The following is a 24,341-nucleotide window of genomic DNA, read 5'->3' on the forward strand; positions in this document are numbered from 1 at the left end:
AAAGCGTACGCGTGCAGCTTTTGCCTATTTGCCCTGAAACGTTCACTCATGTTTAGCGAGGACGTTTCATGTCTACTGTCGATTCCTCTGATCATGCTGGCGCTGCCGGCCGCGGAGGCAATCCCAACGCTTCGGAACTGGCCGATCAGTTATACATGACCCGTGCGCTCGAGTTGGCGCGTCAGGGGCTGTACTCCACTCATCCCAATCCCCGCGTGGGCTGTGTCATCGTCAAGGATGGCCAGGTCATTGGTGAGGGCTGGCATGTGCGTGCCGGCGAACCCCATGCTGAAGTCCATGCGCTGCGACAGGCAGGAGCGCGTGCACAGGGCGCGACCGCCTATGTCACGCTGGAACCCTGCAGTCACTTTGGCCGTACGCCGCCCTGTGCCGACGCCTTGGTCAGTGCTCGGGTCGGACGCGTGGTGGCTGCCATGCAGGATCCGAATCCACAGGTGGCCGGCCGTGGTCTCAAGCGGCTTGCAGAGGCAGGTATTCAGGTGGCCTGTGGCGTACTCGAAAATGAAGCCAGGGCGCTTAACCAGGGATTTATCAAGCGTATGGTCACGGGCCTTCCGTTCGTACGCGTTAAGCTCGCCATGAGTCTGGATGGCCGAACAGCAATGGCCAGTGGTGAAAGCCAATGGATCACCGGCCCTGCAGCCCGCACCCAGGTACAACGCTTACGTGCACAGTCCAGTGTAGTGTTGACCGGTGCCGATACGGTATTGATGGACAAGGCTCGGCTGACCGTGCGCGCTGAAGAGCTTGGCGAGACGGTGGAGCAGGCTGCGCTTGCCATGGGCCGCCAACCCCAGCGTGTACTGGTGGACAGCCAATGTCGTGTCCCGCTGGACGCGGCGTTCTTTCAGGCAGGCCCTGCCTGGGTCGCGGCCCTTTCAACTGAGCGAGCAGCGCAGTACCAGTCCCAAGGGCATGAATTGCTGACGCTTCCCGAGGATCAGGGGCATATCGCCCTGCTGCCGTTATTACAGCTTCTGGCTGACCGTGGCATGAACGAGGTGCTGGTCGAGGCTGGTCCCCAGCTGGCCGGTGCGTTCGCGCGGCAGGGGTTGGTTGACGAATTCCATTTCTTCATGGCGCCCAAGCTGTTGGGCTCGACGGCGCGTCCGTTGCTGACGTGGCCGCTTGAAGTCATGAGCGAAGCGCCTGAGCTTGAAATCATAGAGATCACGCCCGTGGGTCGTGACTGGCATATTGTGGCTAAACCCGTTTCAGGCGCCCCGGCGCCCCTTATTTCTGACGTTTCGAGGTAGACATGTTCACTGGCATCATCGAAGCCATAGGCTCGATCGCCGCGCTGACGCCTAAAGGTGGCGACATGCGCGTGTATGTACAGACCGGCAAGCTGGACCTTGCCGATGTAAAGCTGGGTGACAGTATTGCCGTCAGTGGCGTATGCCTGACGGCCGTAGAGCTTCCCGGTGATGGCTTCTGGGCGGACGTAAGCCGCGAGACACTGGCGCGTACGGCCTTTGTTGATCTGAAGATTGGCAGTCGGGTCAATCTTGAGAAGGCTCTGATGCCAACCAGCCGTCTGGGTGGTCATCTGGTTAGCGGGCATGTGGATGGCGTGGGTGAAGTGGTTTCACGCCAGGATAATGCCCGCGCCGTACAGTTCCGTATCCGTGCTCCTCGCGAGCTGGCGCGCTATATCGCCCTGAAGGGGTCGATCACCGTCGATGGCACCAGCCTGACCGTTAATGCGGTGGATGGCGCCGAGTTTGAACTGACCATCGTACCGCATACCCTGGCCGAGACCATTATGGCGGACTATCGCCCCGGCCGTAAGATCAACCTGGAGGTAGATCTGCTGGCCCGCTACCTGGAGCGCCTGCTCATGGGTGACAAGGCTGCCGAACCGCAGAAGGGCAGCGGTATTACCGAACAATTCCTGGCCCAACACGGCTATCTCAACTCCTGAGCGTAAAGGAAGACCTCCGTGGCACTGAACAGCATCGAAGAAATTATCCAGGACATCCGTGAAGGCAAGATGGTCATCCTCATGGATGATGAGGATCGCGAGAACGAAGGCGATATCATCATGGCGTCTGAGTGCGTGCAGGCTGAGCACATCAACTTCATGGCCAAGCATGCTCGTGGTTTGATCTGCATGCCGATGAGCAAGGAGCGCTGCGAGGCGCTGAACCTGCCGTTGATGGCAGCCCGCAATGGCTCGGGTTTCGGCACCAAGTTCACCGTCTCCATCGAGGCGGCCGAAGGGGTGACGACAGGTATTTCCGCTGCAGACCGCGCACGTACCGTACAGGTGGCCGCGGCTAAAAAAGCAACGGCCGCCGATATCGTCAGCCCAGGTCATATCTTCCCGCTCATGGCTCAGCCGGGCGGTGTGCTGGCCCGTGCCGGACATACCGAGGCGGCTTGCGATCTGGCGCGCATGGCAGGCTTTGAGCCGACCGGGGTGATCTGTGAGGTCATGAACGATGACGGCACCATGGCCCGTCGTCCGGAGCTCGAAGCCTTTGCCGAAGAGCATGGGCTGAAGATCGGTACGATTGCCGATTTGATCCACTATCGTTTGCTGCACGAGCATACCGTCAAGCGGATCGACGAACAGCCACTGGAAACCGAGCTGGGACGCTTTAATCTGGTCACCTACCGTGACGAGGTGGAAGGTGACGTTCATCTGGCGCTGACTATGGGTACCATCAAGAGTGATGAACCGACCCTGGTGCGCGTGCATAATATGGACCCGCTGCGCGATCTGCTGCTGGTGAATCAGGAAGGCCGTTGGAGTCTGCGCGATGCCATGACCAAGGTCGCGGAAGCTGGCACAGGCGTGGTGTTACTGCTGGGGCATTCCCTGGCAGGCGACGACTTGCTCACCCACCTGCGTGAGCCGGTCAGCAAGCCCAAGCCGCAGAGCACATACAGCACCGTAGGCGCTGGTTCGCAAATCCTGCGTGACCTGGGCATACGTAAGCTTCGTCTGCTCAGTGCACCGATGAAGTTCAATGCCATATCCGGCTTTGACCTTGAAGTTGTAGAATACCTGCCTCCCGTATAAACCGGCCTACGGATGGCCTGAACGGTGCGATGGTTGATGACCGTCGCGCCGACGATCGGATTTATTTGCGGGGCGTACGAAAACGCTCCGGTTCTTTAACAGACGAGACCTGCTCATGACCGTGAAGACCATTGAAGGTACTTTCATTGCCCCAAAAGGCCGCTTTGCCCTGGTGGTTGGCCGCTTCAACAGCTTTGTGGTTGAAAGCCTGGTTGAAGGTGCCGTAGATGCCCTGGTACGCCATGGTATCCGCAAGGAAGACATCACCATTATCCGCGTTCCTGGCGCCTTTGAAATTCCGCTGGCTACCCTGAAGGCTGCCCAGCGTGACGAATATTCCGCCATCATCGCGCTGGGCGCTGTGATTCGCGGTAGCACGCCGCATTTTGACTACGTTGCCGGCGAGTGCACCAAGGGCCTGGCGCAGGTTTCCATGGAGTTCGGTGTGCCGGTCTCCTTTGGCGTGTTGACGGTTGATTCCATCGAGCAGGCCATCGAGCGTTCGGGCACCAAGGCGGGTAACAAGGGTGCCGAAGCGGCGCTGTCTGCTCTTGAAATGGTGAGCCTGCTGTCGCAGCTGGAGGCCAAGTGAGCGCTGTAGACGGCCAAAAGCCCAAAGCTCCGCGCGGCAAGATTGCTGCGCGTCGTGAAGCCCGCAGCCTTTCGGTTCAGGCGTTGTATCAGTGGCATATGGCGGGGCAGGCGATCAACGAGATCGAAGCCCAGTTCCGTGTGGACAACGATTTCGCCAATGTTGATGGCGCTTATTTCCATGAGATCCTGCATGGCATTCCCGGCCTGAAAACCGAGATCGATGATCTGATCACCCCTTGCCTGGACCGCCCGCTGGAAGACGTTGATCCGGTTGAACTCGCGATCCTGCGCATGTCCTGCTACGAACTGCGCAACCGTATCGATGTTCCCTATAAGGTCGTTATCAACGAGGGTATCGAGCTGGCGAAGGTATTTGGTGCAACCGACGGGCACAAGTTCGTCAACGGTGTACTGGATAAGTTGGCGCCCAAGCTGCGCGCTGCTGAATTACGTGCCAAGCGTTGACTGTAGCCATGACCGAGTTCGAGTTGATCCGCCGTTATTTTGCTGCCGCGCGCTGCGCACAGCCACGTAAGGATATCGCGCTCGGTCTGGGCGACGATTGTGCCTTGCTGATGCCTCGCCCAGGCGAGCAACTAGCGATTTCTACCGATACGCTGACAGCCGGGGTGCATTTTCCAGAAGTCTGCGATGGCTTTCTGCTGGGGCAACGTGCCCTGGCTGTCAGCGCCAGCGATCTGGCCGCCATGGGGGCCGCGCCCCTTGGTTTCACCCTGGCGTTGACGCTGCCGGATGCCGACCCAGGCTGGCTGGAGCGGTTTGCTCAAGGACTCGATCACATGGCTGCGGCCTGTGGTCTGGCCTTGATCGGCGGTGATACAACCCGCGGGCCGCTCTCTCTGACCCTGACTGTCTTTGGCTCCGTACCCTACGTGCAGGCGTTGACGCGGTCGGGTGCCCAGCCGGGCGATTTACTCTGTGTCGGCGGTGCGCCTGGAGAGGCTGGCGGAGCCTTGCCCTTTGTCTTGGGACAACGCCAGGAGCGGGGCGCCTACGTTGATACGCTCGTGGCGCGCTACTGGTCGCCGGCGCCTCAGTTCGAGTTGGGGCTTGCGCTAAGAGGTCGGGCTACCGCAGCGCTGGATATATCCGATGGGCTCCTGGCCGACTGCGGTCATATCGCGGCCGCTTCGAATGTCAAGCTGATCATTGAGAATGAAAGGTTGCCGGTCAGCCCTGCATTGGCGGCACTGTTCGAGCCTGAGCAGATTCGCTCACTGGCAATGTCCGCCGGTGATGATTACCTGCTTGCCTTTACATTGCCTGCACAGTATCTCAAGTCATTGCAGGCAGACTTCCCCCAGGTAGGTGTCATTGGGCGCGTTGCCTCTGGGCAGGGGGTTCAGGTACAGGACGCCATTGGCCGGGATGTCACACCCTTGCGGGGCGGTTATCAACATTTTGCGATGAAGCCATGACGTATCGTGCTGGTGATTTATCTGTCCTGGGAGCCCTCTCGTGAGCAGACCTGTTAGCTCAGGGCCGGCTACACCGGCGGTGTGGCGTAATCCCTGGCATTTTCTAGCCTTTGGCTTTGGCTCAGGTACGTTGCCTAAGGCACCTGGTACCTGGGGCTCCCTGGTGGCGTTGCCCTTTGTCCCGCTTTGGCATCTATTGCCGGACTGGGGCTATTGGCTGCTGCTGGTTGCGCTGATGATATTCGGTTTCTGGCTGTGTGGCCGTGTTGCGGATGACATGGGTGTGCACGATCACAAAGGTATCGTCTGGGATGAAATGGTAGGCATCTGGATCACTTTCTGGATGGCTCCGGCCGGCTGGGCCTGGTGGCTGGTGGGGTTTGCCGTGTTTCGTTTCATGGATATTCTGAAGCCCTGGCCGATCAGCTGGCTTGATCGTCATGTTCAAGGCGGCGTCGGTATCATGATTGATGATGTGCTGGCCGGTGTGTTTGCCTGGGCAGTTATGCAGGGACTGGGCTGGAGCTGGGCGCATATCGGGACGCTGTCCTGATCGCAGGCGCTACAAGGAGGCGGTGTGGTGCGCAAAGGGATCGGTATCGGTGTATTGAGTCTGCTGCCTGCGCTGGTAACTGCCGCGCCTCAGGTTCAAGTGGTAGGTCTGTTCAACGGCGCAGCCGTAATCAATATCGATGGTCAGCGCAAAATGCTCAAGGTCGGTCAGCGACAGGGCGAGGTCGAGCTGGTCAGCGCGACGAGCCGGGAAGCGGTGCTGCGGATTGGAGAAACCAACCAAACGTTCATGCTTTCACGTGAATACAGTGACGGCTTTGCTGCGCCGCATAAGCGCCAACTTAGCATTGCTCGCCGAAATGACGGCCACTATTGGACGTCGGGCTCTATAAATGGCCAGCCTATCGAGTTTCTGATCGACACCGGCGCCTCGACTGTTGCCATGAACGAAGAGCAGGCGAACCGTCTTGGGTTGGATTACCAGGAAGGGCGGCCGGTACAGGTCAACACGGCAGGCGGAACCCGGAGGGCCTGGCTTGTACGCCTGGATCGCGTCAAGGTTGGCACCATTGAGGTGCTGGGTGTCGAGGCCATGGTGTTGGCAGGCGGTCATCCGACAGAAACGCTACTGGGCATGAGTTTTCTCAACCGGGTTGGCTGGCGCGAGGATCAGGGCGTTCTGTATGTCGAGGCCAAGAACTGACGTGATAGCTTCAAGCGCAATAGCCTCATAGCCTTTATGACTGAGCCGTCTCTGTTCATGAATGGTATACTATAACCCTCTTTCCGATAGGAGCCTGACGGTGTCTGTCGTTTTCGTCGCCGCATCCCAATTACCTACGCCCTTTGGCATTTTTACCATGCATGGCTTTCTCGATGAGTCCGATGGTAAGGAGCACGTGGCGCTGACCCTTGGCGATATTGCCAACGGTGAGCCGGTGCTGGGGCGTCTACATTCCGAGTGTCTGACGGGGGATGCCCTGTTCAGCCTGCGCTGCGATTGCGGCTTTCAGCTGGAGGCGGCAATGCGAGCCATTGCTGAAGAAGGCCGTGGCGTTATCCTGTACTTGCGCCAAGAGGGGCGTGGTATTGGCCTCTTGAACAAGATCCGCGCGTATGAGCTGCAGGACGCAGGAGCTGATACGGTTGAGGCCAATGAACGTTTGGGATTTGGTGCAGACCAGCGTAACTACAGCCTGTGCAAGCCAATGCTCAAGCATCTGGGCGTCAATGCATTGAAGCTGATGACCAATAACCCTCGCAAGGTCAAAGCCCTAGAGGATCTGGGAATTACCGTAGCACAGCGTGTACCGCTGCAGACGGGCCTCAACCCTCATAACAAGCGTTACCTGGCCACCAAGGCTGGTAAGCTGGGCCACATGCTCGGCAATATCCATCAAGGCGAAGTCCTTCCTTCCTGATGAAGGCAGGCAGGCGCTGTTCGGTTCTGACCGGCGTCTGCCTGCTGTTCTGCTGCGTTCTCTCCCAGGCCGCCGAACGCGTCATCAGTCTGGCGCCTTCGATGACCGATATCATGCTGGAGCTGGGCGTAGAGAGCCGCTTGGTAGGCGTACTGGATGCAGGCAAGCGTCCTGCTTCCTTGTCCGGGCTGCCTTCCGTTGGGCGTTATGGTCAGGTCAACATCGAAAAGATTGTCTCATTGCACCCTGACCTTATTCTGCTCTGGCCTGGTGCAGTTCCGCTTGCCCAGCGCGAGCAGCTCAGGCAGTTGGGCTATACCATTGAAACCCTGGATGTTCATCGGTTGGATGAGCTGGCAGACGGGCTCGCTCGAATCGCTCAGGCGATAGGTGTTCCTGATAAAGGGCAGCACTTGGCGACCCAGTTTCGTGAGCGTCTCGTCAGTGTGCGTAACCGCTACAGACAGTTGCCGACTGTACATGTGTTCTATCAAGTCTGGGATAAACCACTGTATACCGTAGGAAGCACGCAAATTATCAGCGATGCCATACAGGTATGTGGGGGCAGGAATATATTCGCTGATCTCTCACAACCGGCGCCGCAGGTGGGTGTAGAAGCTGTGCTCACAAGAAACCCCGAGGTGATACTGGCCATGGAGCAGGCTCAGCTAGAACCATGGCGACAGTGGCCAACATTAAAGGCGGTGGCACACCACCAACTCTGGGCTGTAGGTGACAAGCGGCTTGAACGGCCCAGCTATGGCATGCTGGACGCAGTGGTCAGGCTGTGTGAGCTGATAGACAAGGCCCGCTAGGCGGGCCTGTCCCAACGTGTCCCGTCAGGGATTGCGTGAAGCGAGTACAAGCGGCGCGGGCTCGGAGGCTGTATTGGCTTCAAGCTGTGCCAGGCGTTGCGTAACGGCCTTTTCGATGCCAAGTGCATCCAGTCCGCATTCAGCCAGCATTTCACTCGGCTTGGCATGCTCGACATAGTAATCAGGCAGACCCAGATTCAAGATCGGCTTGAGCAGGTTTTCTCGGGCAAGGAACTCATTCACGGCGCTGCCTGCACCGCCCATGATGCTGTTTTCCTCGATCGTAACCAGCAGGTCGTGGCTGTCTGCGAGTGCCCGGATCAGGGCTTCGTCCAATGGCTTGACGAAGCGCATGTCGGCCACGCTTGCATCAAGGCCTTCTGCTACCTGCAAGGCCTCTTTCAACTGTACGCCAAATACCAGGAAGGCAACCCTGCGACCTTGACGGCGAAGAACGCCTTTGCCGATTTCCAGTGGCTCAAGCCCTGGCTCAATGGCTGCGTTAGGGCCGCTGCCTCGTGGATAGCGGACAGCCGCGGGTCCCTTGAACCGGTAACCCGTTGTCAGCATACGGCGCATTTCGTTCTCATCGCTGGGCGCCATGATCACCATGCCAGGAATACAGCGCAGGAACGACAGATCGAAACTGCCGGCATGTGTAGGGCCGTCTTCACCCACCAGACCGGCGCGATCGATGGCAAACAGCACATCGAGGTTCTGTACGGCTACGTCATGGATCAGCTGGTCGTAGGCGCGCTGCAGGAAGGTGGAGTAGATCGCCACTACCGGCTTGGCACCATCACAGGCCAGACCAGCTGCCAGTGTCACGGCGTGCTGTTCGGCGATCGCAACATCGAAATAGCGGTCTGGATACTGCTCGCTGAAGCGGATGAGGTCGGAGCCTTCCTTCATGGCAGGTGTTATACCTACCAGTTTTGGGTCAGCTGCCGCCATGTCACATAGCCAGTCGCCGAAGATGTTCGAATATTTGGGACTACCAGGCTTCTTGGGTGCCGCATTCAAGGGCTCAAGCTTGGTGATGGCGTGATATTCGATAGGTGCTGCTTCGGCAGCGCTGAAACCCTTGCCTTTCTTGGTCACGATATGCAGGAACTGTGGACCTTTGGCGTCACGCAGGTTGCGCAGGGTAGTGATCAGCGTCGGCAGGTCATGCCCATCGACGGGGCCAATGTAGTTCCAGCCCAGCTCTTCAAACAGGGTGCCCGGAACCAGCATTCCTTTGGCAGCCTCTTCGGTACGGCGGGCGATTTCCCACGCACCAGGCAGCTTGGCCAGTACCTTTTTCCCACCCTCGCGCATGTTCTGATACGTGCGACTGGACAGGAGCTTGGCAAGGTAATTCGACAGACCTCCCACGTTATGGGAGATCGACATGTCGTTGTCATTGAGAACGACGAGCATGTCGGCTTCTACGTCGGAGGCGTGATTGAGCGCTTCGAATGCCATGCCTGCGGTCAGGGCGCCATCACCGATCACCGCAACGGACTTGCGCTTGCTGCCTTGCATGCGGGCAGCAATGGCCATGCCCAGCGCCGCGCTGATCGAGGTGCTGGAGTGGCCAACCCCAAAGGTGTCGTACTCACTTTCAGAGCGACGCGGAAAGGCAGCAACCCCGCCTTTCTGGCGTAGTGTACCCATCTGGTCACGGCGTCCGGTCAGGATTTTGTGCGGGTAAGCCTGATGGCCGACATCCCAGACAAGGCGGTCGTCGGGTGTATCGAACACATAATGCAGCGCAACGGTCAGTTCGATGACCCCGAGGCCGGCACCAAAATGCCCGCCGGTCTGCCCGACGGTATAGAGCAGATAGTGGCGCAACTCATCGGCGAGCGTTTCCAGCTCGTGCTCGCTCAGGTGGCGCAGCGCAGCCGGGGTGTCGATGCGGTCGAGCAATGGCGTGGCGGGCCGCTCGCGTGGAATCTCGTGCAGCGTCTTGGGCATCAGGTCATCGTTATAAGGTATGAAAGATCGAAGTTTACCCGAAGCCCTCCAGTCACCCAACAGTGAACCGTCATATAGAGCTTCGAGCTGTTCTGTGTGTGACTAGTGGCGGCGTTGGACGATGTAGAGTGCCAATGCCCGCAAGGGTTCGGCAGACTCGCCAAAGTGCTGCAAGGCCTGCTGGGCTTGTTCACACAATAGCTGCGCATAATGCTTGGCTTCATCCAGGCCCAGCAGGGCCGGGTAGGTTGGCTTGTCCCGCGCAACATCTGCGCCCTGGCGCTTGCCCAAGGTGGCGGTGTCGCTTTCTACATCCAGCACATCGTCCTGTACCTGAAAGGCCAATCCTACTGCGCGGGCATAGCGGCTCAGGGCATCCAGCTGCTCGAGCGTGGCCTTGCCGCTGGCCAATGCACCCAGGCGGACACTGGCCTCGATCAGTGCGCCAGTCTTGTGACGATGCATGATTTCAAGCGCCGTCTGGTCTATCTGTCTACCAACGGACTCAAGGTCAATGGCCTGACCGCCTACCATGCCGGCAGGGCCAGAAGCCTGAGCCAGGACATTAAGCATTTCCAAACGTGTCTCGGCCGTTTGCGGTGCGTTGGTCAGTATTTCAACTGCAAATGTTTGCAGTGCATCCCCTGCCAGAATGGCACACGCTTCGTCGTAAGCCTTGTGCGTAGTCGGACGGCCACGGCGCAGGTCGTCGTCATCCATAGCCGGCAAGTCGTCATGCACAAGTGAGTACGCGTGGATCAGCTCGACGGCGCACGCAGCATTGTCGGCCTGAGAGGGCTCTCCCCCAAGGGCTTCGCAGGCGGCATACACCAACAAGGGGCGCACACGCTTGCCGCCACCCATGACGCTATAACGCATTGCCTCATACAGGCGATCGAGCTCCGGACGTGGCGAGACGAACAGGGTGTCCAGCATGGCGTCGACACGTGCCTGACTGCGAGCCTGATAATCCTTGATCATGTGTCGTCGCCCTGTACGTCGAAGGGGGCTTCGGTCATGACTCCGTCGCGCTCGAGCAGAATCTGGACTTTCTGCTCAGCCTGACTCAGTGCACTCTGGCATTCACGGGTCAGGCGAATACCCTGTTCGAAGGCGCCCAGTGATTCTTCGAGGGAAAGCTCACCGCTTTCCAGGCGCTCGACCAGGGTTTGCAGTTCTGCCAGGGAGTGTTCGAAATCGGGAGCTTTCTTGCGGGCCATTGGCAATCTCGGGGGTGATACACAATCGCGGGACACTAGCAGAGGCGTGGAAGCCGAGTAAATACTTGCAGCGGAAATAAGAACGGCCCTGTCCAGGAGCCGATGGGGTAAGCGCCAGGACAAGGCCGTATACGGCTGGACAGACGCCAAGGCATCGGTCCGGGAGGAAGTGCACTCTATAAGGTGTTACCAAGCGAAACTGTTTGCTCGCTGGCCAATACACATAGCAACTATCGCGCCAGGGCATGACAATTTGATTTCAGGGGCTTTCTACCTGAAAAAATAGAAAACAGATGCGCTTTTGTGGAGCAAAAACCGCTGTCTGAGTATTTCATGGCGCAGTTGAAACTATCTCCTCGCTACAGCGTTACGTGAGCGTCGAGCACGGGATCTGCTTTTTGCTAAGCGAGGTGACGTTCCTGATATCGGCTATCGACTCAGCTCATACGCACACATGTTGACTGTTGATGCCAGGTTCAGCGATTCGATAGCGCCGCATCCGGGAATGGTAAAAGGTCGCGCATTAAGTACGGTCAATTGCTCATGGGGTACGCCGCGTGCTTCATTGCCGAACAGATAGCAATCGAATGTCTTAAACGCTGCCGATTGAACGTGATCACCACTCATATCCAGACAGGCAATGCGGTCAAACCGTGTGCGCAGCGAATCTATTTTCACGTCCAACTCAATGGATGCATGAAAAATGGCGCCCATGCTGGAGCGAACAACTTTAGGGTTGTACGGATCAACACTGCCAGGGCTAAGCAAGCAGCGAAAGTTACCGAACCATACCAGCGTGCGCAGGATGGTGCCGAGATTGCCCGGATCCTGAATTTCATGCAGGTAAATGGCGCGCTCGTTATCAGCAAGCGCGCAACCCGGTGCGTTAGTGGCCGGCATCGGTACCAGCGCAATAACGCCTTGCGGTGTTTTGGTATCGGATATCTGCGCCATTTGGCGGTCACTGATCACATGGGTTTCAAACGAGCTTGCCCAGTGTTCATAGGCCTCGGTTACATAGAGCTGACTGCTCTGTAGCAGCGGATTCTGTAGCGCCGCCTTTTGTAACTCCAGCAGCAGGTGTTCGCCCTCCACCAGAAAATAACCGAACTCGGCCCGGTATTTCTTCTGGTGAAGTTTTTTGACGTCATCGAATTTCATCAAGACGCCGCTCGGCTGGGCTGCATGTTCGCCATCTCAAAGTCCGATAGAAGCGATTTGGCCAAAGCCTCGGCAACTTTAATTCCATCTACGCCCGCCGACAAAATGCCCCCCGCATAACCGGCACCTTCACCAGCCGGATACAGGCCGCGCAGGTTGAGGCTTTGCAAGGTCTCGTTGTCGCGAGTAATGCGGACTGGAGAGGACGTGCGGGTTTCGATACCTGTGAGAATGGCATCATCACGATCAAAGCCACGAATCTGCTTGCCGAATGCCGGCAACGCTTCGCGGATGGCCTCGATGGCATAGTCTGGCAGCGAGGGCGCAAGATCACCCAAGCGTACGCCGGGTTTGTAGGAGGGCTCTACCTCGCCAAGTTCGGTCGACGGCACTCCACGGATGAAGTCGCCCACCAATTGTGCTGGTGCGCAGTAATCGCTGCCCCCCAGCTCGTAGGCCCGGGACTCAAGGCGTTCTTGCAGATCCAGGCCAGCCAACGGGTCGCCTGGGAAATCCTGCTCCGGGTTGATACCCACAACAATGCCTGAGTTTGCATTGCGCTCGTTGCGCGAGTACTGGCTCATGCCATTGGTCACGACGCGCCCCGGCTCGGAGGTGGCGGCCACTACGGTTCCGCCGGGACACATGCAGAAACTGTAGACGGCACGACCGTTTTTGGCGTGATGCACTAATTTGTAATCGGCGGCGCCCAGCTCCGGATGGCCGGCGTATTTGCCCAGGCGAGCCTGATCGATCATGCCTTGCGGATGCTCGATGCGGAAACCCACCGCAAAAGGTTTGGCTTCGATATATACGCCCTGGCGATGTAGCATGCGGAAGGTATCGCGAGAGCTGTGGCCCAGCGCGAGCACCACATGGCGGCTGCGGATTGTCTCGCCATTGGCTAACACCACACCTTCAAGCTGGCCGTTGTCGATCAGCAGATCGGTCACTTTACTCTCGAAGCGCACCTCGCCACCCAAGGCGATGATCTCCTCACGCATCGCTGCGACCACGCCAGTGAGACGGAAGGTGCCGATATGCGGCTTGCTCACATACATGATCTCTTCCGGCGCGCCAGCGCGGACGAACTCGTGCATCACTTTGCGGGCGTAGAACTTGGGGTCCTTGATCTGGCTATAAAGTTTACCGTCCGAGAACAGGCCGGCTCCTCCCTCACCAAACTGCACGTTGGATTCCGGCGTCAGGATCTTTTTACGCCACAGCGCCCAGGTATCCTTGGTGCGTTTACGTACATCCTTGCCGCGCTCCAGTACGATGGGCTTGAATCCCATCTGTGCGAGCAGCAGCGCTGCGAACAATCCACAAGGACCAAAGCCTACGATTATCGGGCGCTCCCACAAGTGGGCGGGCGCCTGAGCTACTGGGTAGTAGTGGGTATCCGGTGCTGGACGTACATGATTGTCATCGGCAAAGCGCGCCAGGATTGCCGCCTCGTTGCGTGCCTCTAGATCGATGATATAGATGAACAGAATGACGCTGTTTTTCTTGCGTGCATCGTAGCTGCGCTTGAATACAGTGAAGTTCAGCAAGTCGGCGTCGCTGATGCCCAGGCGTTTGACAATAGCCTTGCGCAACTCATCCGAGGAGTGATCAAGAGGCAGGGACAGTTCGTTGATGCGAATCATGGCGGTAATCCTGGCCGGTGACTCCGGCAAAGGAAGCTTTAGAAGGGATGGGGTAAGAGGAGAATTATACCTCTCTCTATCCATCCCCGACAGCCCTGCCTAAGAAAGTGCTGCACGATCCCCGCCCACCAGTCGTGCATTATCGGTTTATAATTATCGCTATTGTGCGTCCAATCGCTTTCTGTTTTTTCCAGGCGTTGGTCTGCTTCTCCCATTGAATTTTCCGTGCTTGGCTCCCTCATGAAACGATCCAAAAGCAGCCGCCGTTGGCTGGATGAACACGTCAACGATCCTTATGTTAAGCGGGCTCAGAAGGATGGCTTGCGTTCTCGTGCCAGTTACAAGCTGATCGAGCTGAACGAGAAGGACAAGCTGATACGTCCCGGCATGCTGGTCATGGACCTTGGCTCCGCACCGGGCGGTTGGTCACAGGTGGCTGGCGGTCTCGTAGGCGAGAAGGGACGGGTTCTGGCTAGTGACATTCTGCCGATGGACCCGCTGGAGAACGTCGACTTCATCCAGGGCGATTTCACCGACGACGCGGTGTTCCAACAGATCCTCGACAAGCTCGATGGCAATCAACCTGATCTGATCATTTCTGACATCGCTCCCAATATCAGTGGCATCGCTGCTGCCGACCAGGCGTCCTCGATGTATCTGGTCGAGCTCGTCCTTGATATGGCGCGTCAGGTCCTCAAGCCCAACGGCAATCTTGTAGCCAAGGTATTCCAGGGAGAGGGCTCCGACGAGTTTCTGAAAGACGTTCGCACCTCATTCGAGAAGGTGATGATACGCAAGCCAGAGGCATCGCGGCCGCGCTCAAGGGAGGTCTATCTGGTGGCAAAGGGGTTTAAAGGATAAGGCCCCGTGGTGTGCTCTTCGAGAGCTTGACGCTTCGCTGGGTTGCGCACAGTCCAGCGATGACAAAAAACCAAAAGGGCACCTTTCGCTGAGCGTTATACCCTCCCGCACTATTCGCTAGATGACCGCCTTGGATAGCGCTCAACGAGTCGATGCAGAGCCAAAGGTCTGGCTTTGTTCAGGTTTGACCGAAACCGGGTAAAACGATAGGCGTTAAAAAGCCGGCTTGTGGCCGGCTTCGTGAGGTAGTAGCGACTTATTTTTGGTAAGCCGCGACTGCCTTTAAGATCTCCGCACGGGCTTCTTCAGCATTGCCCCAGCGTTCAACTTTTACCCACTTGCCTTTTTCAAGATCCTTGTAGTTCTCGAAGAAGTGCTTGATCTGCTCCAGCAGCAGAGCCGGCAAGTCGGTGTATTCCTTTACATCATGGTACAGCACAGACAGTTTGTCATGCGGAACGGCAACTAATTTTGCATCGCCACCGGCTTCGTCGGTCATGTGCAGTACGCCAACCGGACGTGCGCGAATGACGGCGCCTGGTGTAACCGGATAAGGCGTTACGACGAGCACGTCGAGGGGATCGCCATCATCAGCCAGCGTGTTGGGGATATAGCCATAGTTGGCCGGATAGAACATCGGAGTCGCCATGAACCGGTCGACAAACAGAGTATCGCTGTCCTTGTCGATTTCGTATTTGATGGGTGCATGGTTAGCCGGGATTTCAATCGCGACGTAGATGTCGTTCGGCACGTCTTTGCCGGCCGGTATCTTGCTATAGCTCATAGAGCGACTCACCTTTGTTGGTAGGCCAAATTGATGTGGTTTGGAGTATAGGCATATTTGACCCGCGATTCGAGCCTTGGGGTGGGATAAGGTTCAAAGCAGGAACTTTGTAACGGTAACGGACCCGAAAAAAGAGGCCTGCCTGTTAGAGGGCGGGGCAGCTTTCCTCTGAATCGGAGACAACATCGGCATGTTCCAATGGATCAATGAGGCGACAGCCATCAACCTGGCGCTTGCACTTGTCATTACTATCATCAGCTATGGCGTCATTCGCCGGCTCGTTACAGCCGTTACCAGTCGCGTTGTAAATTGGTCCTCCCGGGCAAACAGCGGTTGGGCACATTACGTAGGCGAGATCATTGGTCGAACCAGTCGCTTGCTGATTCTGCTCATGGCTATTCAGATCGGACTGTATGTCATTGATCTGAGCCCAAGCTGGGAGGCACGCGTCAGCCATATCTGGTTCCTGGTCCTGGCTCTACAGTTCGGGCTGTGGGTCGATGGCGCAATTCTGCTGTGGGCACGTTCGGCACTGCAGAACAGGAATGGCCATCAGCGCAGTCAGCTCACCATGACCATGATTTCGCTGATGGTCCGGGTAGCCTTGTGGACGGTGGTTCTGCTTGCAGTACTCTCCAACCTGGGTGTGGATATCACGGCGTTCGTCGCCAGCCTGGGTATTGGTGGTATTGCCGTCGCGCTGGCCGTTCAGAATGTGCTGAGTGACCTGTTTGCCTCGCTGTCCATTGGTATCGACAAGCCTTTCGAGCAAGGTGATTTCGTCGTATTTGGCGATATTGCTGGCTCCATTGAATACATCGGTCTCAAGACCACGCGGATTCGCAGCCTTAGCGGTGAGCAGGTGGTCTGCTCCAACACGAAGCTGCTGCAGCAGACGATCCATAACTATAAGCGGATGTCCGAACGGCGGGTGCTGTTCCAGTTCGATATCAGTTACCGCACACCTGCCGATCAAGTGGGTGAAATTGCTCCACTCGTAAAGCAGATTGTCACGTCATTGGAGAACACCCGTTTCGATCGTGCGCATCTGCTGGCACTGGAAAGCAGCGCCTTGAAATTCGAGGTGGTGTATTACGTGTTGAGCGCGGACTACAACCAGTACATGGATATTCAACAGGACATCAATCTGGCACTGCTCAAGGGGCTGGACCAGCGTGGCATCAAGTTCGGTATGCCTGTTCGGTCGCTGGAGTTTCTGGAGGAGGTTCCCTTGGCCTATCAGGGTTCGCCGGACGCTCCTCGTGGAGGTGACTCGGCTGCGGGAATTGAAATCCGCTGAGCCAATGCCTGTAGCCGCGTCAGTGGATCCTGACGGAAAAACTGACGTAGCTGCATATAAACATCCGGGTATGCCTGATCGAGTACATCGGGTGCGGTAAAGAAGTATTCACAGCAGACAGCAAAGAACTCAGCAGGATGCTCGCTGGCATAGGGATCGATCAGTGTTTCCTTATGGGTATCAATCTGTCGGTTGAGGTCATCGTAAGCAGCCTGCATGACCTCAGCCCAGCGAGGAAGCGACATGTCCCGGTGCAGTGGGGGCAGGCCATTGGCATCGCCGTTGAGCATGTCGAGCTTATGCGCCAATTCATGAATGACCAGGTTGTAACCCGTCCAGTCACCGCTCTCCTGAACACCCGACCGCGCCAGAATCACTGGGACCTTGTAGCCAGGCCTCACCGCTATGGTTTTCGCTTTCCTCATGTTCGATTCCGCTATCGTCACGGTAGCGTTGCTGGCTGACAAAATCCGAGGGGTAGAGGATCAGCTCGTGGAAGTTGCCATACCAGTCTTCCTCAGGCAGGTATAGCAAGGGCAGCTGGGCCTGGGCAGCCAGGGCCAGGCGGTCAACGTCAGCAAGCGCAATGTCACCCAGTAGCGTCAGGCGTTTATGCGTCAGAAAAAGGATGCTGCGCTGCTGAAGCCGTTGATCAGATTCAGGCGGGAGTCCGTCGAGGAAAGGCAGGCGGGAATGAACTTCATCCCAGAGCGCCGGCGGGATAACGGTCCGTTCAAGGACACGTCGATCCCGCCAGGCGCGCAGGGACCACATGCGTTAGCCGATTTCGCTGCGGCTGGGGCTCGGACGCAGACGACGGCTGACCATGCTGATGACCATGGGCAGCAGCGAGATGGCAATGATGGCGATAACCAGCATGGACAGGTGCTGCTTGATGAACGGCACATTGCCAAAGAAGTAACCCAGGGTAACCAGACCGCCTACCCAGAGGAACGTGCCCAGGACGCTGAAGCCCAGAAAACGGAGATAGTGCATACGACCGATGCCCGCCACGAATGGCGCGAACGTTCGGATGATGGGCAGGAATCGCGCCAGGGTAATGGTCTTGCCGCCATGCAGGGCATAGAACGCCTGGGTGCGCTCCAGATAGTCACGACGGAATATCTTGGAGTTTGGTCGCGAGAAAAGCTTTTCACCCAGGGTTCGGCCAATGACATAGTTTGTACTGTCACCGGCAACGGCCGCAAAGGCAAGAAGGCTACCCAGAAGCCAGGGGTCCATGCCGCCTGTTGCGCAAATGGCACCAGCAATGAACAGCAATGAGTCACCGGGCAGGAAGGGCATGACTACCAAGCCCGTTTCGCAAAAAATGACCAGGAACAGGATGAAATAGATCCATGACCCATAGTTGCTGACCAGCATTTCCAGGTAAACGTCGAGGTGGAGGATCAGATCGATCGGGTTAAAGTCCATGTACAGCCTATCTATGGCAGCGGGTCGAAGCTCCATTATAGGGCGAAGGCTCTAGGTCGCGAGTAGCCATTAGGGTAAACGGTAGGGTGGGATTTGCGATCTACCGCACGGATATCTGCTTTCTTCTCTTTCAAGGCCGGAGCTCGGCTGGGATCAGATGGAATTTCGTGATTCACGAGGCGGATGAACCCATAGAGTCCTGACGGCGCTGTGCTAACCTTCGGCTCGTTTTCAATGGGGCTGCCAGGGCCTCGCTTGTCAGGGGTTATTCATGCATATCCACATTCTCGGCATCTGCGGGACGTTCATGGGCTCTCTGGCCGTGCTGGCCAAGGAGTTGGGTCATCGAGTGACCGGTTCCGATGCCAATGTCTATCCGCCCATGAGTACGCAGCTGGAGGCACAGGGTATCGAGCTGATGCAGGGATACGAGCCTGCCCACCTTGAACCGGCGCCGGATCTGGTCGTGATCGGCAACGCACTCTCCCGGGGTAATCCGGCTGTGGAGCATGTCCTGAACAAGGGGTTGCCCTATGTATCCGGACCGCAATGGCTGGCAGATCATGTATTGCAGGAACGCTGGGTCCTGGCTGTAGCGGGTACCCACGGCAAGACCACCACCACGAGCATGCTGGCCTGGGTGCTAGAGCATGCAGGCATGAGCCCGGGCTTCTTGATTGGCGGTGTACCCCAAAATTTTGGGATATCCGCCCGGCTGGGCGGAACGCCTTTCTTTGTCGTAGAGGCTGACGAGTACGATAGCGCCTTTTTCGATAAGCGCTCCAAGTTCGTCCATTATCGACCGCGCACCGCTATCCTGAATAACCTCGAGTTCGATCATGCCGATATCTTTCCTGATCTGGCAGCGATCGAGCGGCAGTTTCATCATCTGGTGCGTACGATTCCAAGTGAAGGACTCATCATTCATCCAACTGCTGAAAAAGCGCTGTCTCATGTCCTGACGATGGGGTGCTGGACGCCGGTTCAGACGACAGGAGAGGGCGGGCAGTGGCAGGCCCGCTTGCTCCATGAGGACGGCTCGCGGTTTGAGGTAATCTTCGATGGGAAGACACAGGGAACGGTTGAGTGGAGTCTGACCGGCCAGCATAACGTAGCCAATGCTCTGGCCACCTTGGCCGCCGCGCGGCATGTAGGCGTCGTGCCGCCTCAAGGGATCGAGGCGTTGAATGCATTCAAGAGCGTCAAGCGCCGAATGGAAACGGTTGCCGAAATCAACGGTGTCACGATCTATGATGACTTCGCCCATCATCCCACGGCCATTGCCACTACGCTTCAAGGATTGCGGGCACGTGTAGGAGAGGAATCCATCATTGCAGTCATTGAGCCACGGTCCAACTCGATGAAGTTGGGCGCCCACCGTGACGGCCTGCCGGACAGTGTTCGACAGGCCGACTCCGTTATCTGGTATGCACCGCCGAACCTGGGGTGGGATCTGGCCGAGACAGCAGCGAATTGCCCTGTCCCGGCGGTTGTTTGCGACTCGCTTGAGGCCATTATCGCGCGCGTTAAAGAGGCGGCGAAAGGCAGGACCCATGTAGTTATCATGAGTAACGGCGGGTTTGGTGGCTTACATAAAAAATTAGCTGAAGCATTGCGTTAAGCTTTGCATTACGCTGCTGCCTTTTGTCTTCAATGGAGTGAAATCATGGAGTATTTGTTGATTCTGTTAGCCCTAGTCGTGGCGCTAGCAGTTTGGGTCGTCTCGCAATACAACAGCCTGCAAGCGGCAATGCAGGCGATTCGCGAAGCCTCCTCAAACTTGCAGGCTTCGATGCGCAAGCGGGTCGACTTGGCTAATCAGGTGATCGATATAGCCTCTGGGTATGGCGAGCACGAAAAGCTAACCCACGTTACCCTTTCAAACAATATTGAGGGCGCGATGGAGCGGGTATCTGCGTTGGCGCAGAATTATCCGCAATTGCGTGCCAATGAAACCTACCAGACGCTAATGGAGCAGCTAGAGCGGCTGGAGCAGACAATCTTCGAGAGGCGCGAGTTCTATAACGAGCAGGTCAAAGGCTATAATGTCAAGCGCAACAGCTTTCCTACTGTGTTGATTGCCAACAAACTGAATTTCGACACGGTGCCTTACTTTGATAGCGAAGACCCAGAAGCGTTAAACAATATCAAGTTATTTGCACGGGATGACTCTGAGGCCCTACGGTTAGCTTTAAATAAAGGAAGTGATGCTGTAGTCCGCTCAGTTGCGACAGCTAAAACTAAACTAGCCAGCAAGCTTGAGGACAAGCGCGATACATCTTCTACCCCCAGTAATCCGGAGTAAGGAGACATGATGGCTGGCCCTGAACGCATTACTTTGGCAATGACCGGCGCTTCTGGTGCTCAATACGGATTACGGCTGCTTGACTGTCTGGTGCAGGAGGAGCGTGAGGTTCACTTCCTGATCTCCAAGGCTGCACAGCTGGTCATGGCCACTGAGACCGATGTGGCGCTACCGGCTAAACCTCAGGCCATGCAGGCGTTTTTGACGGAATACACTGGCGCTGCGCCCGGGCAGATTCGAGTCTTTGGCCAGAGCGACTGGATGGCGCCTCCGGCGTCAGGTTCCAGTGCGCCGGCAGCCATGGTGGTTTGCCCATGCTCGACCGGTACGCTGTCCGCCATTGCAACAGGTGCCTGCAATAACCTGATCGAGCGCGCTGCCGATGTGGCCATCAAGGAGCGGCGCACCTTGGTTCTAGTACCCAGGGAATCACCATTCTCCAGTATTCATCTGGAAAACATGCTCAAGCTGTCCAACCTGGGCGCGACGATTCTTCCGGCTGCGCCAGGTTTCTATCACCAGCCGCAAACGGTGGATGATCTGATCGACTTTGTCGTGGCCCGGATTCTTAATACGTTGAGTATTCCCCAAGACATGCTGCCCCGTTGGGGGGAGCATCATCTGGTGAGCGATGAGTAAGTTCCTCTGTGCGTGCCTGGTGCTTGTGCTGAGTGGCTGCGCCAGCGTCAGTACGCTCAACGCCAGCAAGCCGGGCGCTCCGATCGTTTATTCGGGAACCCGGCTGGACTGGTATGCCATTCAAGGGGGCTGCTGTCCAACGGAACGCTTTGGCGTAGAGGCTCCCGCCTATCCCGGGTTCGATCTGCCGGGCAGTCTGCTGGTGGACACGGTGTTATTCCCCCTTGCCCTGGCAAAGGTGTTGGGTATCGGGCTGAACGTTCGCGGAGGCAGTTGAGCTATCCCCAGGCATTGGCGAAGGCGGCTTCACTTCGTTATAGTCGGTCGGGTCTTCAGGGCGGGGTGAGATTCCCCACCGGCGGTAAACCACATGGTGGCAAGCCCGCGAGCGCTCCGATACGTCGGAGGTCAGCAGACCTGGTGTGATTCCAGGGCCGACGGTCATAGTCCGGATGAAAGAAGATGCGTTTGTCTGCCTATGCCGCCTGGCATAAGTAGCGTCTGCGCTTTTTGCCCTGAAACGTTCACTCACTCCAACGAGGACGTTTCATGCCTATGCTCGACCCACAACGCCATTCCCGCCTGCATGCTGCTGTAGCAGCCTACCGCGAGGGGCGCCCAGTGCTTTTGCTGGATGATGCCGACCGCGAAAACGAAGCTGATCTGGTAGCCGCTGCCGAAAACCTCACCTTGAGCACGATGGTAAAGATGATCCGGGATGGCAGCGGTATTGTCTGCCTGTGCCTGGATGATGCCAGTGTGCGGTGCCTGGACCTGCCACCCATGGTCAAGAATAACCAGGCACGTCATGGAACAGGGTTTACAGTTTCTATCGAGGCGGCGGAAGGTGTGACTACCGGTGTTTCGGCTGCTGATCGGATGATCACTATTCGGGCCGCGCTGGACTCCTGCGAAGGTCGGAGCCGAATCGTCAGCCCCGGGCATATCTTTCCCTTACGCGCGCGTGAAGGTGGGGTGCTGACTCGGCGCGGTCATACCGAGGGCTCGGTGGAGCTGGCCATGCTGGCAGGGCTACGTCCGGCGGCTGTATTGTGCGAGCTGATGAACCCTGATGGCAGCATGGCGCGTGGTACTGATGTCGAGCACTACGCGCAGCAGCACGGGATACCTGTGCTGACCATTGAGGAGATCGTGCGTTACCGTGAGGAGGAAGCACTATTGGCATCCCAGTCGGTCAGCGTCGTCTGATGTAACGCCAACGTCTGCCAGCTACTCGGTCGGTTCCTGGCAGACATCCACCCATTGGGCCTCGACCAGTTCGGCCAGCCGTTGCGGGGTAATGCGCACGGCGCTGTGGATTGCGCCAGCTGCCGGCAGGACCTCATCAAAAGCTTTGAGCGAGCAATCGCAATATACCGGCATGGGCGTTGCCAGTCCGAATGGGCAAACGCCGCCTACCGGATGGCTGGTCAGCAGCTGCACGCGCTCGCCATCCAGCATCTTGGCTTTGCCGCCAAACGTAGCCTTGAGCTTTTTATTGTCCAATCGTGCATCGCCTCGTGCCACGAGCAGCACCTCACGCTCACCAATCTTCAGTCCAAGCGTTTTGGCAATTCGCCCCGGTTCGACGCCATGTGCCTCGGCCGCCAGGGCAACGGTTGCGGTGCTGGTTTCAAGCTCAATGATGTGAATATCCGGGGCGTGGGTCGTGAAAAAGTCGCGGACTGAATCCAGGCTCATGAGGGGCTCCCATTCGGTAAAGCCTGGATTCTTGAAAAGCCGGGCGCGTGCGTCAACCCTTGATCAGCATTCAACCATGCTGACAGCGAGCCCGCCTCGAGAGGTTTCCTTGTATTTGTCCTGCATGTCGGCACCGGTATCACGCATGGTACGAATGACTCGGTCCAGCGAGATGAAATGTTCTCCGTCACCGCGTAGCGCCATCTGGGCGGCATTGATGGCTTTCACGGCGGCAATGGCATTGCGCTCGATACAGGGCACCTGAACCAGTCCTCCCACCGGGTCGCATGTCAGGCCCAGGTTATGCTCAAGGCCGATTTCCGCAGCATTTTCCACCTGTTCTGGCGTCGCGCCCAGCAGCTCGGCTAGTCCGGCGGCGGCCATGGCACAGGCCGAGCCCACTTCGCCCTGACACCCCACCTCAGCGCCTGAGATCGAGGCATTCTTTTTACACAAGATGCCTACTGCGGCCGCAGCCAGCAGATAGCGCACGACATCTTCATCGTTCGCATCCGGGTTGAATTTCATGTAGTACATCAGTACCGCAGGAATGATGCCCGCCGCGCCATTGGTAGGCGCCGTTACCATGCGACCTCCCGCGGCATTTTCCTCGTTGACCGCCAAGGCGAACAGGTTGACCCACTCCATGGCTGAAAGCGTCGAGCTGATAACGCTCGGGTTGGTCATCGCCCGCAGGCTACGGTGCAGACGAGCGGCACGGCGTGGGACTTTAAGGCCGCCCGGCAGTACACCTTCATGGGCTAGCCCATTCCGAATACATTCGCGCATGGTCTGCCAGATCTGTAAAAGGCTTGCGCGAATGTCATCCTCACTGCGCCAGGCTTTTTCATTGGCAAGCATAAGGGCGGAAATGGACAACCCATGCTCGCGGCACAGGCGTAGCAGTTCTGCTGCGCTGGAGAAGTCATAGGGCAGGGTAGTGGTATCCTGATCACGCTGACCGCTGGCCGCCTGTTGGCTGTCGATAACAAAACCGCCGCCCACGGAATAGTAGGTTTCCTCGAAAAGCTCTCCAGTCTCGCCAAATGCGGTGATGGTCATTGCATTGGGATGGTAAGGCAGGTTCTCATCGAGCAGATGCAGGTCTCGGGTCCAGACGAACTCGATAGGATGGCTACCCCCGAGCATAAGCGTGTTTTCAAGCTTGAGCGTCTGGATACAGGGCTCGATCCGGTCGGGATCAACCCGGTCTGGCCACTCTCCCATCAGCCCCATCAACGTTGCACGGTCGGTCCCGTGCCCGACACCTGTTGCGGACAGGGAGCCATACAGGCGTACTTCTACCCGGCGAGTCTGCTCCAGGCATTGTTGCTCACGTAAGGTGGAGACGAATAATGCACCGGCTCGCATGGGGCCTACCGTGTGAGAGCTGGAAGGACCCACGCCGATTTTAAACAGGTCGAATACGCTGATGGCCATGCTGAAGTCCTGGATATGAGGTTCAATGGTGACCGTAACGTACGTAACAGTCTG

At 57.4% G+C, this 24,341-nt stretch carries 26 protein-coding genes, 1 pseudogene and 1 riboswitch; of the genes and pseudogenes, 17 read left to right on the forward strand and 10 right to left on the reverse strand.

All coding sequences use genetic code 11. The features are described from left to right. Window positions 1-155 precede the first annotated feature (155 nt). The 10 genes from ribD (at window position 156) to AC4LF3_RS02670 (ending at window position 7,831) form a co-directional block, all read left to right on the forward strand. Window positions 156-1,277, forward strand: coding sequence for a bifunctional diaminohydroxyphosphoribosylaminopyrimidine deaminase/5-amino-6-(5-phosphoribosylamino)uracil reductase RibD (ribD, locus tag AC4LF3_RS02625; RefSeq protein WP_434154940.1), 1,122 nt, complete (start codon window positions 156-158; stop codon window positions 1,275-1,277). Between the two features lie 2 nt (window positions 1,278-1,279). After that, on the forward strand, window positions 1,280-1,945 hold the full coding sequence (locus AC4LF3_RS02630; RefSeq protein ID WP_434153934.1) for a riboflavin synthase: 666 nt from the start codon (window positions 1,280-1,282) through the stop codon (window positions 1,943-1,945). 18 nt (window positions 1,946-1,963) lie between these two features. Further along, window positions 1,964-3,049, forward strand: a complete 1,086-nt coding sequence (ribBA, locus tag AC4LF3_RS02635; protein ID WP_019366828.1) for a bifunctional 3,4-dihydroxy-2-butanone-4-phosphate synthase/GTP cyclohydrolase II — start codon at window positions 1,964-1,966, stop codon at window positions 3,047-3,049. Window positions 3,050-3,164: 115 nt separating this feature from the next. Further along, window positions 3,165-3,641: a 6,7-dimethyl-8-ribityllumazine synthase gene (gene ribH / locus AC4LF3_RS02640; protein WP_010796877.1), complete on the forward strand. Its 477-nt coding sequence runs from the start codon at window positions 3,165-3,167 to the stop codon at window positions 3,639-3,641. Then, a complete protein-coding gene (gene nusB, locus AC4LF3_RS02645; RefSeq protein WP_010796878.1) occupies window positions 3,638-4,108 on the forward strand; it encodes a transcription antitermination factor NusB in 471 nt (156 codons plus the stop codon). The genes ribH and nusB overlap by 4 nt, the downstream gene beginning before the upstream one ends. Before the next feature lie 8 nt (window positions 4,109-4,116). After that, window positions 4,117-5,082 (forward strand): thiamine-phosphate kinase, encoded by a 966-nt coding sequence (gene thiL / locus AC4LF3_RS02650; RefSeq protein WP_434153931.1) that lies wholly within the window; start codon window positions 4,117-4,119, stop codon window positions 5,080-5,082. A gap of 40 nt (window positions 5,083-5,122) precedes the next feature. Next, complete coding sequence (locus tag AC4LF3_RS02655) at window positions 5,123-5,635, forward strand: phosphatidylglycerophosphatase A family protein (RefSeq protein WP_491834718.1); 513 nt, start codon at window positions 5,123-5,125, stop codon at window positions 5,633-5,635. 24 nt (window positions 5,636-5,659) lie between these two features. Further along, the gene (locus tag AC4LF3_RS02660) at window positions 5,660-6,298 is read left to right on the forward strand and encodes a retropepsin-like aspartic protease family protein (protein WP_491834719.1); all 639 of its coding nucleotides are present in this window, start codon (window positions 5,660-5,662) and stop codon (window positions 6,296-6,298) included. A 100-nt stretch (window positions 6,299-6,398) separates the two neighbouring features. Next, the gene (gene ribA / locus AC4LF3_RS02665) at window positions 6,399-7,016 is read left to right on the forward strand and encodes a GTP cyclohydrolase II (protein ID WP_019366825.1); all 618 of its coding nucleotides are present in this window, start codon (window positions 6,399-6,401) and stop codon (window positions 7,014-7,016) included. Next, on the forward strand, window positions 7,016-7,831 hold the full coding sequence (locus AC4LF3_RS02670; protein ID WP_491834720.1) for a cobalamin-binding protein: 816 nt from the start codon (window positions 7,016-7,018) through the stop codon (window positions 7,829-7,831). Before ribA ends, AC4LF3_RS02670 begins: the two co-directional genes overlap by 1 nt. Window positions 7,832-7,855: 24 nt before the next feature. Here AC4LF3_RS02670 and dxs read toward each other — a convergent pair whose 3' ends face one another. The 5 genes from dxs to AC4LF3_RS02695 all read right to left on the reverse strand — a co-directional run bounded on the left by dxs (window position 7,856) and on the right by AC4LF3_RS02695 (window position 13,823). Then, window positions 7,856-9,793 (reverse strand): 1-deoxy-D-xylulose-5-phosphate synthase, encoded by a 1,938-nt coding sequence (dxs, locus tag AC4LF3_RS02675; RefSeq protein ID WP_491834721.1) that lies wholly within the window; start codon window positions 9,791-9,793, stop codon window positions 7,856-7,858. A 102-nt stretch (window positions 9,794-9,895) separates the two neighbouring features. Next, a complete protein-coding gene (gene ispA / locus AC4LF3_RS02680; RefSeq protein ID WP_019366822.1) occupies window positions 9,896-10,774 on the reverse strand; it encodes a (2E,6E)-farnesyl diphosphate synthase in 879 nt (292 codons plus the stop codon). Then, complete coding sequence (locus AC4LF3_RS02685) at window positions 10,771-11,013, reverse strand: exodeoxyribonuclease VII small subunit (RefSeq protein WP_010796886.1); 243 nt, start codon at window positions 11,011-11,013, stop codon at window positions 10,771-10,773. Before AC4LF3_RS02685 ends, ispA begins: the two co-directional genes overlap by 4 nt. Window positions 11,014-11,442: 429 nt before the next feature. Then, window positions 11,443-12,174, reverse strand: coding sequence for a TrmH family RNA methyltransferase (locus tag AC4LF3_RS02690; RefSeq protein WP_010796887.1), 732 nt, complete (start codon window positions 12,172-12,174; stop codon window positions 11,443-11,445). Beyond that, window positions 12,174-13,823: an NAD(P)/FAD-dependent oxidoreductase gene (locus AC4LF3_RS02695; RefSeq protein ID WP_219650897.1), complete on the reverse strand. Its 1,650-nt coding sequence runs from the start codon at window positions 13,821-13,823 to the stop codon at window positions 12,174-12,176. Before AC4LF3_RS02695 ends, AC4LF3_RS02690 begins: the two co-directional genes overlap by 1 nt. A 240-nt stretch (window positions 13,824-14,063) precedes the next feature. On the opposite strand from AC4LF3_RS02695, the gene rlmE reads away from it, so the two are divergent. Continuing rightward, window positions 14,064-14,684: a 23S rRNA (uridine(2552)-2'-O)-methyltransferase RlmE gene (gene rlmE, locus AC4LF3_RS02700; protein WP_019366818.1), complete on the forward strand. Its 621-nt coding sequence runs from the start codon at window positions 14,064-14,066 to the stop codon at window positions 14,682-14,684. Between the two features lie 256 nt (window positions 14,685-14,940). Here the strand turns inward: rlmE and ppa are convergent, their stop codons facing one another. Continuing rightward, the gene (ppa, locus tag AC4LF3_RS02705) at window positions 14,941-15,468 is read right to left on the reverse strand and encodes an inorganic diphosphatase (RefSeq protein ID WP_010796890.1); all 528 of its coding nucleotides are present in this window, start codon (window positions 15,466-15,468) and stop codon (window positions 14,941-14,943) included. A 190-nt stretch (window positions 15,469-15,658) separates the two neighbouring features. Between ppa and AC4LF3_RS02710 the strand changes: the two genes are divergently transcribed. Then, the gene (locus AC4LF3_RS02710; protein WP_491834722.1) at window positions 15,659-16,768 is read left to right on the forward strand and encodes a mechanosensitive ion channel family protein; all 1,110 of its coding nucleotides are present in this window, start codon (window positions 15,659-15,661) and stop codon (window positions 16,766-16,768) included. Here AC4LF3_RS02710 and AC4LF3_RS02715 read toward each other — a convergent pair. Both AC4LF3_RS02715 and AC4LF3_RS02720 read right to left on the reverse strand, forming a co-directional pair. Continuing rightward, window positions 16,708-17,542: pseudogene (locus tag AC4LF3_RS02715) on the reverse strand (M90 family metallopeptidase). The gene AC4LF3_RS02710 and the pseudogene AC4LF3_RS02715 overlap by 61 nt on opposite strands. A gap of 3 nt (window positions 17,543-17,545) precedes the next feature. Further along, a complete protein-coding gene (locus AC4LF3_RS02720) occupies window positions 17,546-18,202 on the reverse strand; it encodes a DedA family protein (protein ID WP_010796893.1) in 657 nt (218 codons plus the stop codon). A 271-nt stretch (window positions 18,203-18,473) separates the two neighbouring features. On the opposite strand from AC4LF3_RS02720, the gene mpl reads away from it, so the two are divergent. From mpl to ribB, 5 genes are all read left to right on the forward strand, one after another. Then, on the forward strand, window positions 18,474-19,823 hold the full coding sequence (gene mpl / locus AC4LF3_RS02725) for a UDP-N-acetylmuramate:L-alanyl-gamma-D-glutamyl-meso-diaminopimelate ligase (RefSeq protein WP_491834723.1): 1,350 nt from the start codon (window positions 18,474-18,476) through the stop codon (window positions 19,821-19,823). Window positions 19,824-19,868: 45 nt separating this feature from the next. After that, window positions 19,869-20,507, forward strand: coding sequence for a LemA family protein (locus AC4LF3_RS02730; protein WP_074823375.1), 639 nt, complete (start codon window positions 19,869-19,871; stop codon window positions 20,505-20,507). 9 nt (window positions 20,508-20,516) lie between these two features. Beyond that, the gene (gene ubiX, locus AC4LF3_RS02735; protein ID WP_074823373.1) at window positions 20,517-21,146 is read left to right on the forward strand and encodes a flavin prenyltransferase UbiX; all 630 of its coding nucleotides are present in this window, start codon (window positions 20,517-20,519) and stop codon (window positions 21,144-21,146) included. Then, complete coding sequence (locus tag AC4LF3_RS02740; protein ID WP_010796896.1) at window positions 21,139-21,423, forward strand: YceK/YidQ family lipoprotein; 285 nt, start codon at window positions 21,139-21,141, stop codon at window positions 21,421-21,423. Before ubiX ends, AC4LF3_RS02740 begins: the two co-directional genes overlap by 8 nt. Before the next feature lie 47 nt (window positions 21,424-21,470). Beyond that, window positions 21,471-21,614: riboswitch (FMN riboswitch) on the forward strand. A gap of 81 nt (window positions 21,615-21,695) precedes the next feature. Next, complete coding sequence (gene ribB, locus AC4LF3_RS02745) at window positions 21,696-22,355, forward strand: 3,4-dihydroxy-2-butanone-4-phosphate synthase (protein ID WP_374940296.1); 660 nt, start codon at window positions 21,696-21,698, stop codon at window positions 22,353-22,355. 21 nt (window positions 22,356-22,376) lie between these two features. Here ribB and AC4LF3_RS02750 read toward each other — a convergent pair whose 3' ends face one another. Then, window positions 22,377-22,847: a YbaK/EbsC family protein gene (locus AC4LF3_RS02750; protein WP_491834724.1), complete on the reverse strand. Its 471-nt coding sequence runs from the start codon at window positions 22,845-22,847 to the stop codon at window positions 22,377-22,379. 63 nt (window positions 22,848-22,910) lie between these two features. Further along, complete coding sequence (locus AC4LF3_RS02755) at window positions 22,911-24,287, reverse strand: L-serine ammonia-lyase (RefSeq protein WP_491834725.1); 1,377 nt, start codon at window positions 24,285-24,287, stop codon at window positions 22,911-22,913. Window positions 24,288-24,341: the final 54 nt, after the last annotated feature.

The sequence above is a fragment of the Pseudomonas sp. C2.3V genome, from assembly GCF_058536325.1.

Excerpts from the sequence above, each read along its gene's own strand:
- AC4LF3_RS02740 (WP_010796896.1), top strand. The coding sequence starts at position 21,139 with ATGAGTAAGTTCCTCTGTGCGTGCCTGGTGCTTGTGCTGAGTGGCTGC.
- AC4LF3_RS02750 (WP_491834724.1), bottom strand. The coding sequence starts at position 22,847 with ATGAGCCTGGATTCAGTCCGCGACTTTTTCACGACCCACGCCCCGGAT.
- thiL (WP_434153931.1), top strand. The coding sequence starts at position 4,117 with ATGACCGAGTTCGAGTTGATCCGCCGTTATTTTGCTGCCGCGCGCTGC.
- AC4LF3_RS02670 (WP_491834720.1), top strand. The coding sequence starts at position 7,016 with ATGAAGGCAGGCAGGCGCTGTTCGGTTCTGACCGGCGTCTGCCTGCTG.
- mpl (WP_491834723.1), top strand. The coding sequence starts at position 18,474 with ATGCATATCCACATTCTCGGCATCTGCGGGACGTTCATGGGCTCTCTG.
- AC4LF3_RS02710 (WP_491834722.1), top strand. The coding sequence starts at position 15,659 with ATGTTCCAATGGATCAATGAGGCGACAGCCATCAACCTGGCGCTTGCA.
- ubiX (WP_074823373.1), top strand. The coding sequence starts at position 20,517 with ATGGCTGGCCCTGAACGCATTACTTTGGCAATGACCGGCGCTTCTGGT.
- AC4LF3_RS02630 (WP_434153934.1), top strand. The coding sequence starts at position 1,280 with ATGTTCACTGGCATCATCGAAGCCATAGGCTCGATCGCCGCGCTGACG.
- ribB (WP_374940296.1), top strand. The coding sequence starts at position 21,696 with ATGCCTATGCTCGACCCACAACGCCATTCCCGCCTGCATGCTGCTGTA.
- AC4LF3_RS02695 (WP_219650897.1), bottom strand. The coding sequence starts at position 13,823 with ATGATTCGCATCAACGAACTGTCCCTGCCTCTTGATCACTCCTCGGAT.
- ribD (WP_434154940.1), top strand. The coding sequence starts at position 156 with ATGACCCGTGCGCTCGAGTTGGCGCGTCAGGGGCTGTACTCCACTCAT.
- AC4LF3_RS02755 (WP_491834725.1), bottom strand. The coding sequence starts at position 24,287 with ATGGCCATCAGCGTATTCGACCTGTTTAAAATCGGCGTGGGTCCTTCC.
- ribH (WP_010796877.1), top strand. The coding sequence starts at position 3,165 with ATGACCGTGAAGACCATTGAAGGTACTTTCATTGCCCCAAAAGGCCGC.
- AC4LF3_RS02730 (WP_074823375.1), top strand. The coding sequence starts at position 19,869 with ATGGAGTATTTGTTGATTCTGTTAGCCCTAGTCGTGGCGCTAGCAGTT.
- dxs (WP_491834721.1), bottom strand. The coding sequence starts at position 9,793 with ATGCCCAAGACGCTGCACGAGATTCCACGCGAGCGGCCCGCCACGCCA.
- ppa (WP_010796890.1), bottom strand. The coding sequence starts at position 15,468 with ATGAGCTATAGCAAGATACCGGCCGGCAAAGACGTGCCGAACGACATC.
- AC4LF3_RS02720 (WP_010796893.1), bottom strand. The coding sequence starts at position 18,202 with ATGGACTTTAACCCGATCGATCTGATCCTCCACCTCGACGTTTACCTG.
- AC4LF3_RS02685 (WP_010796886.1), bottom strand. The coding sequence starts at position 11,013 with ATGGCCCGCAAGAAAGCTCCCGATTTCGAACACTCCCTGGCAGAACTG.
- ispA (WP_019366822.1), bottom strand. The coding sequence starts at position 10,774 with ATGATCAAGGATTATCAGGCTCGCAGTCAGGCACGTGTCGACGCCATG.
- rlmE (WP_019366818.1), top strand. The coding sequence starts at position 14,064 with ATGAAACGATCCAAAAGCAGCCGCCGTTGGCTGGATGAACACGTCAAC.
- AC4LF3_RS02690 (WP_010796887.1), bottom strand. The coding sequence starts at position 12,174 with ATGAAATTCGATGACGTCAAAAAACTTCACCAGAAGAAATACCGGGCC.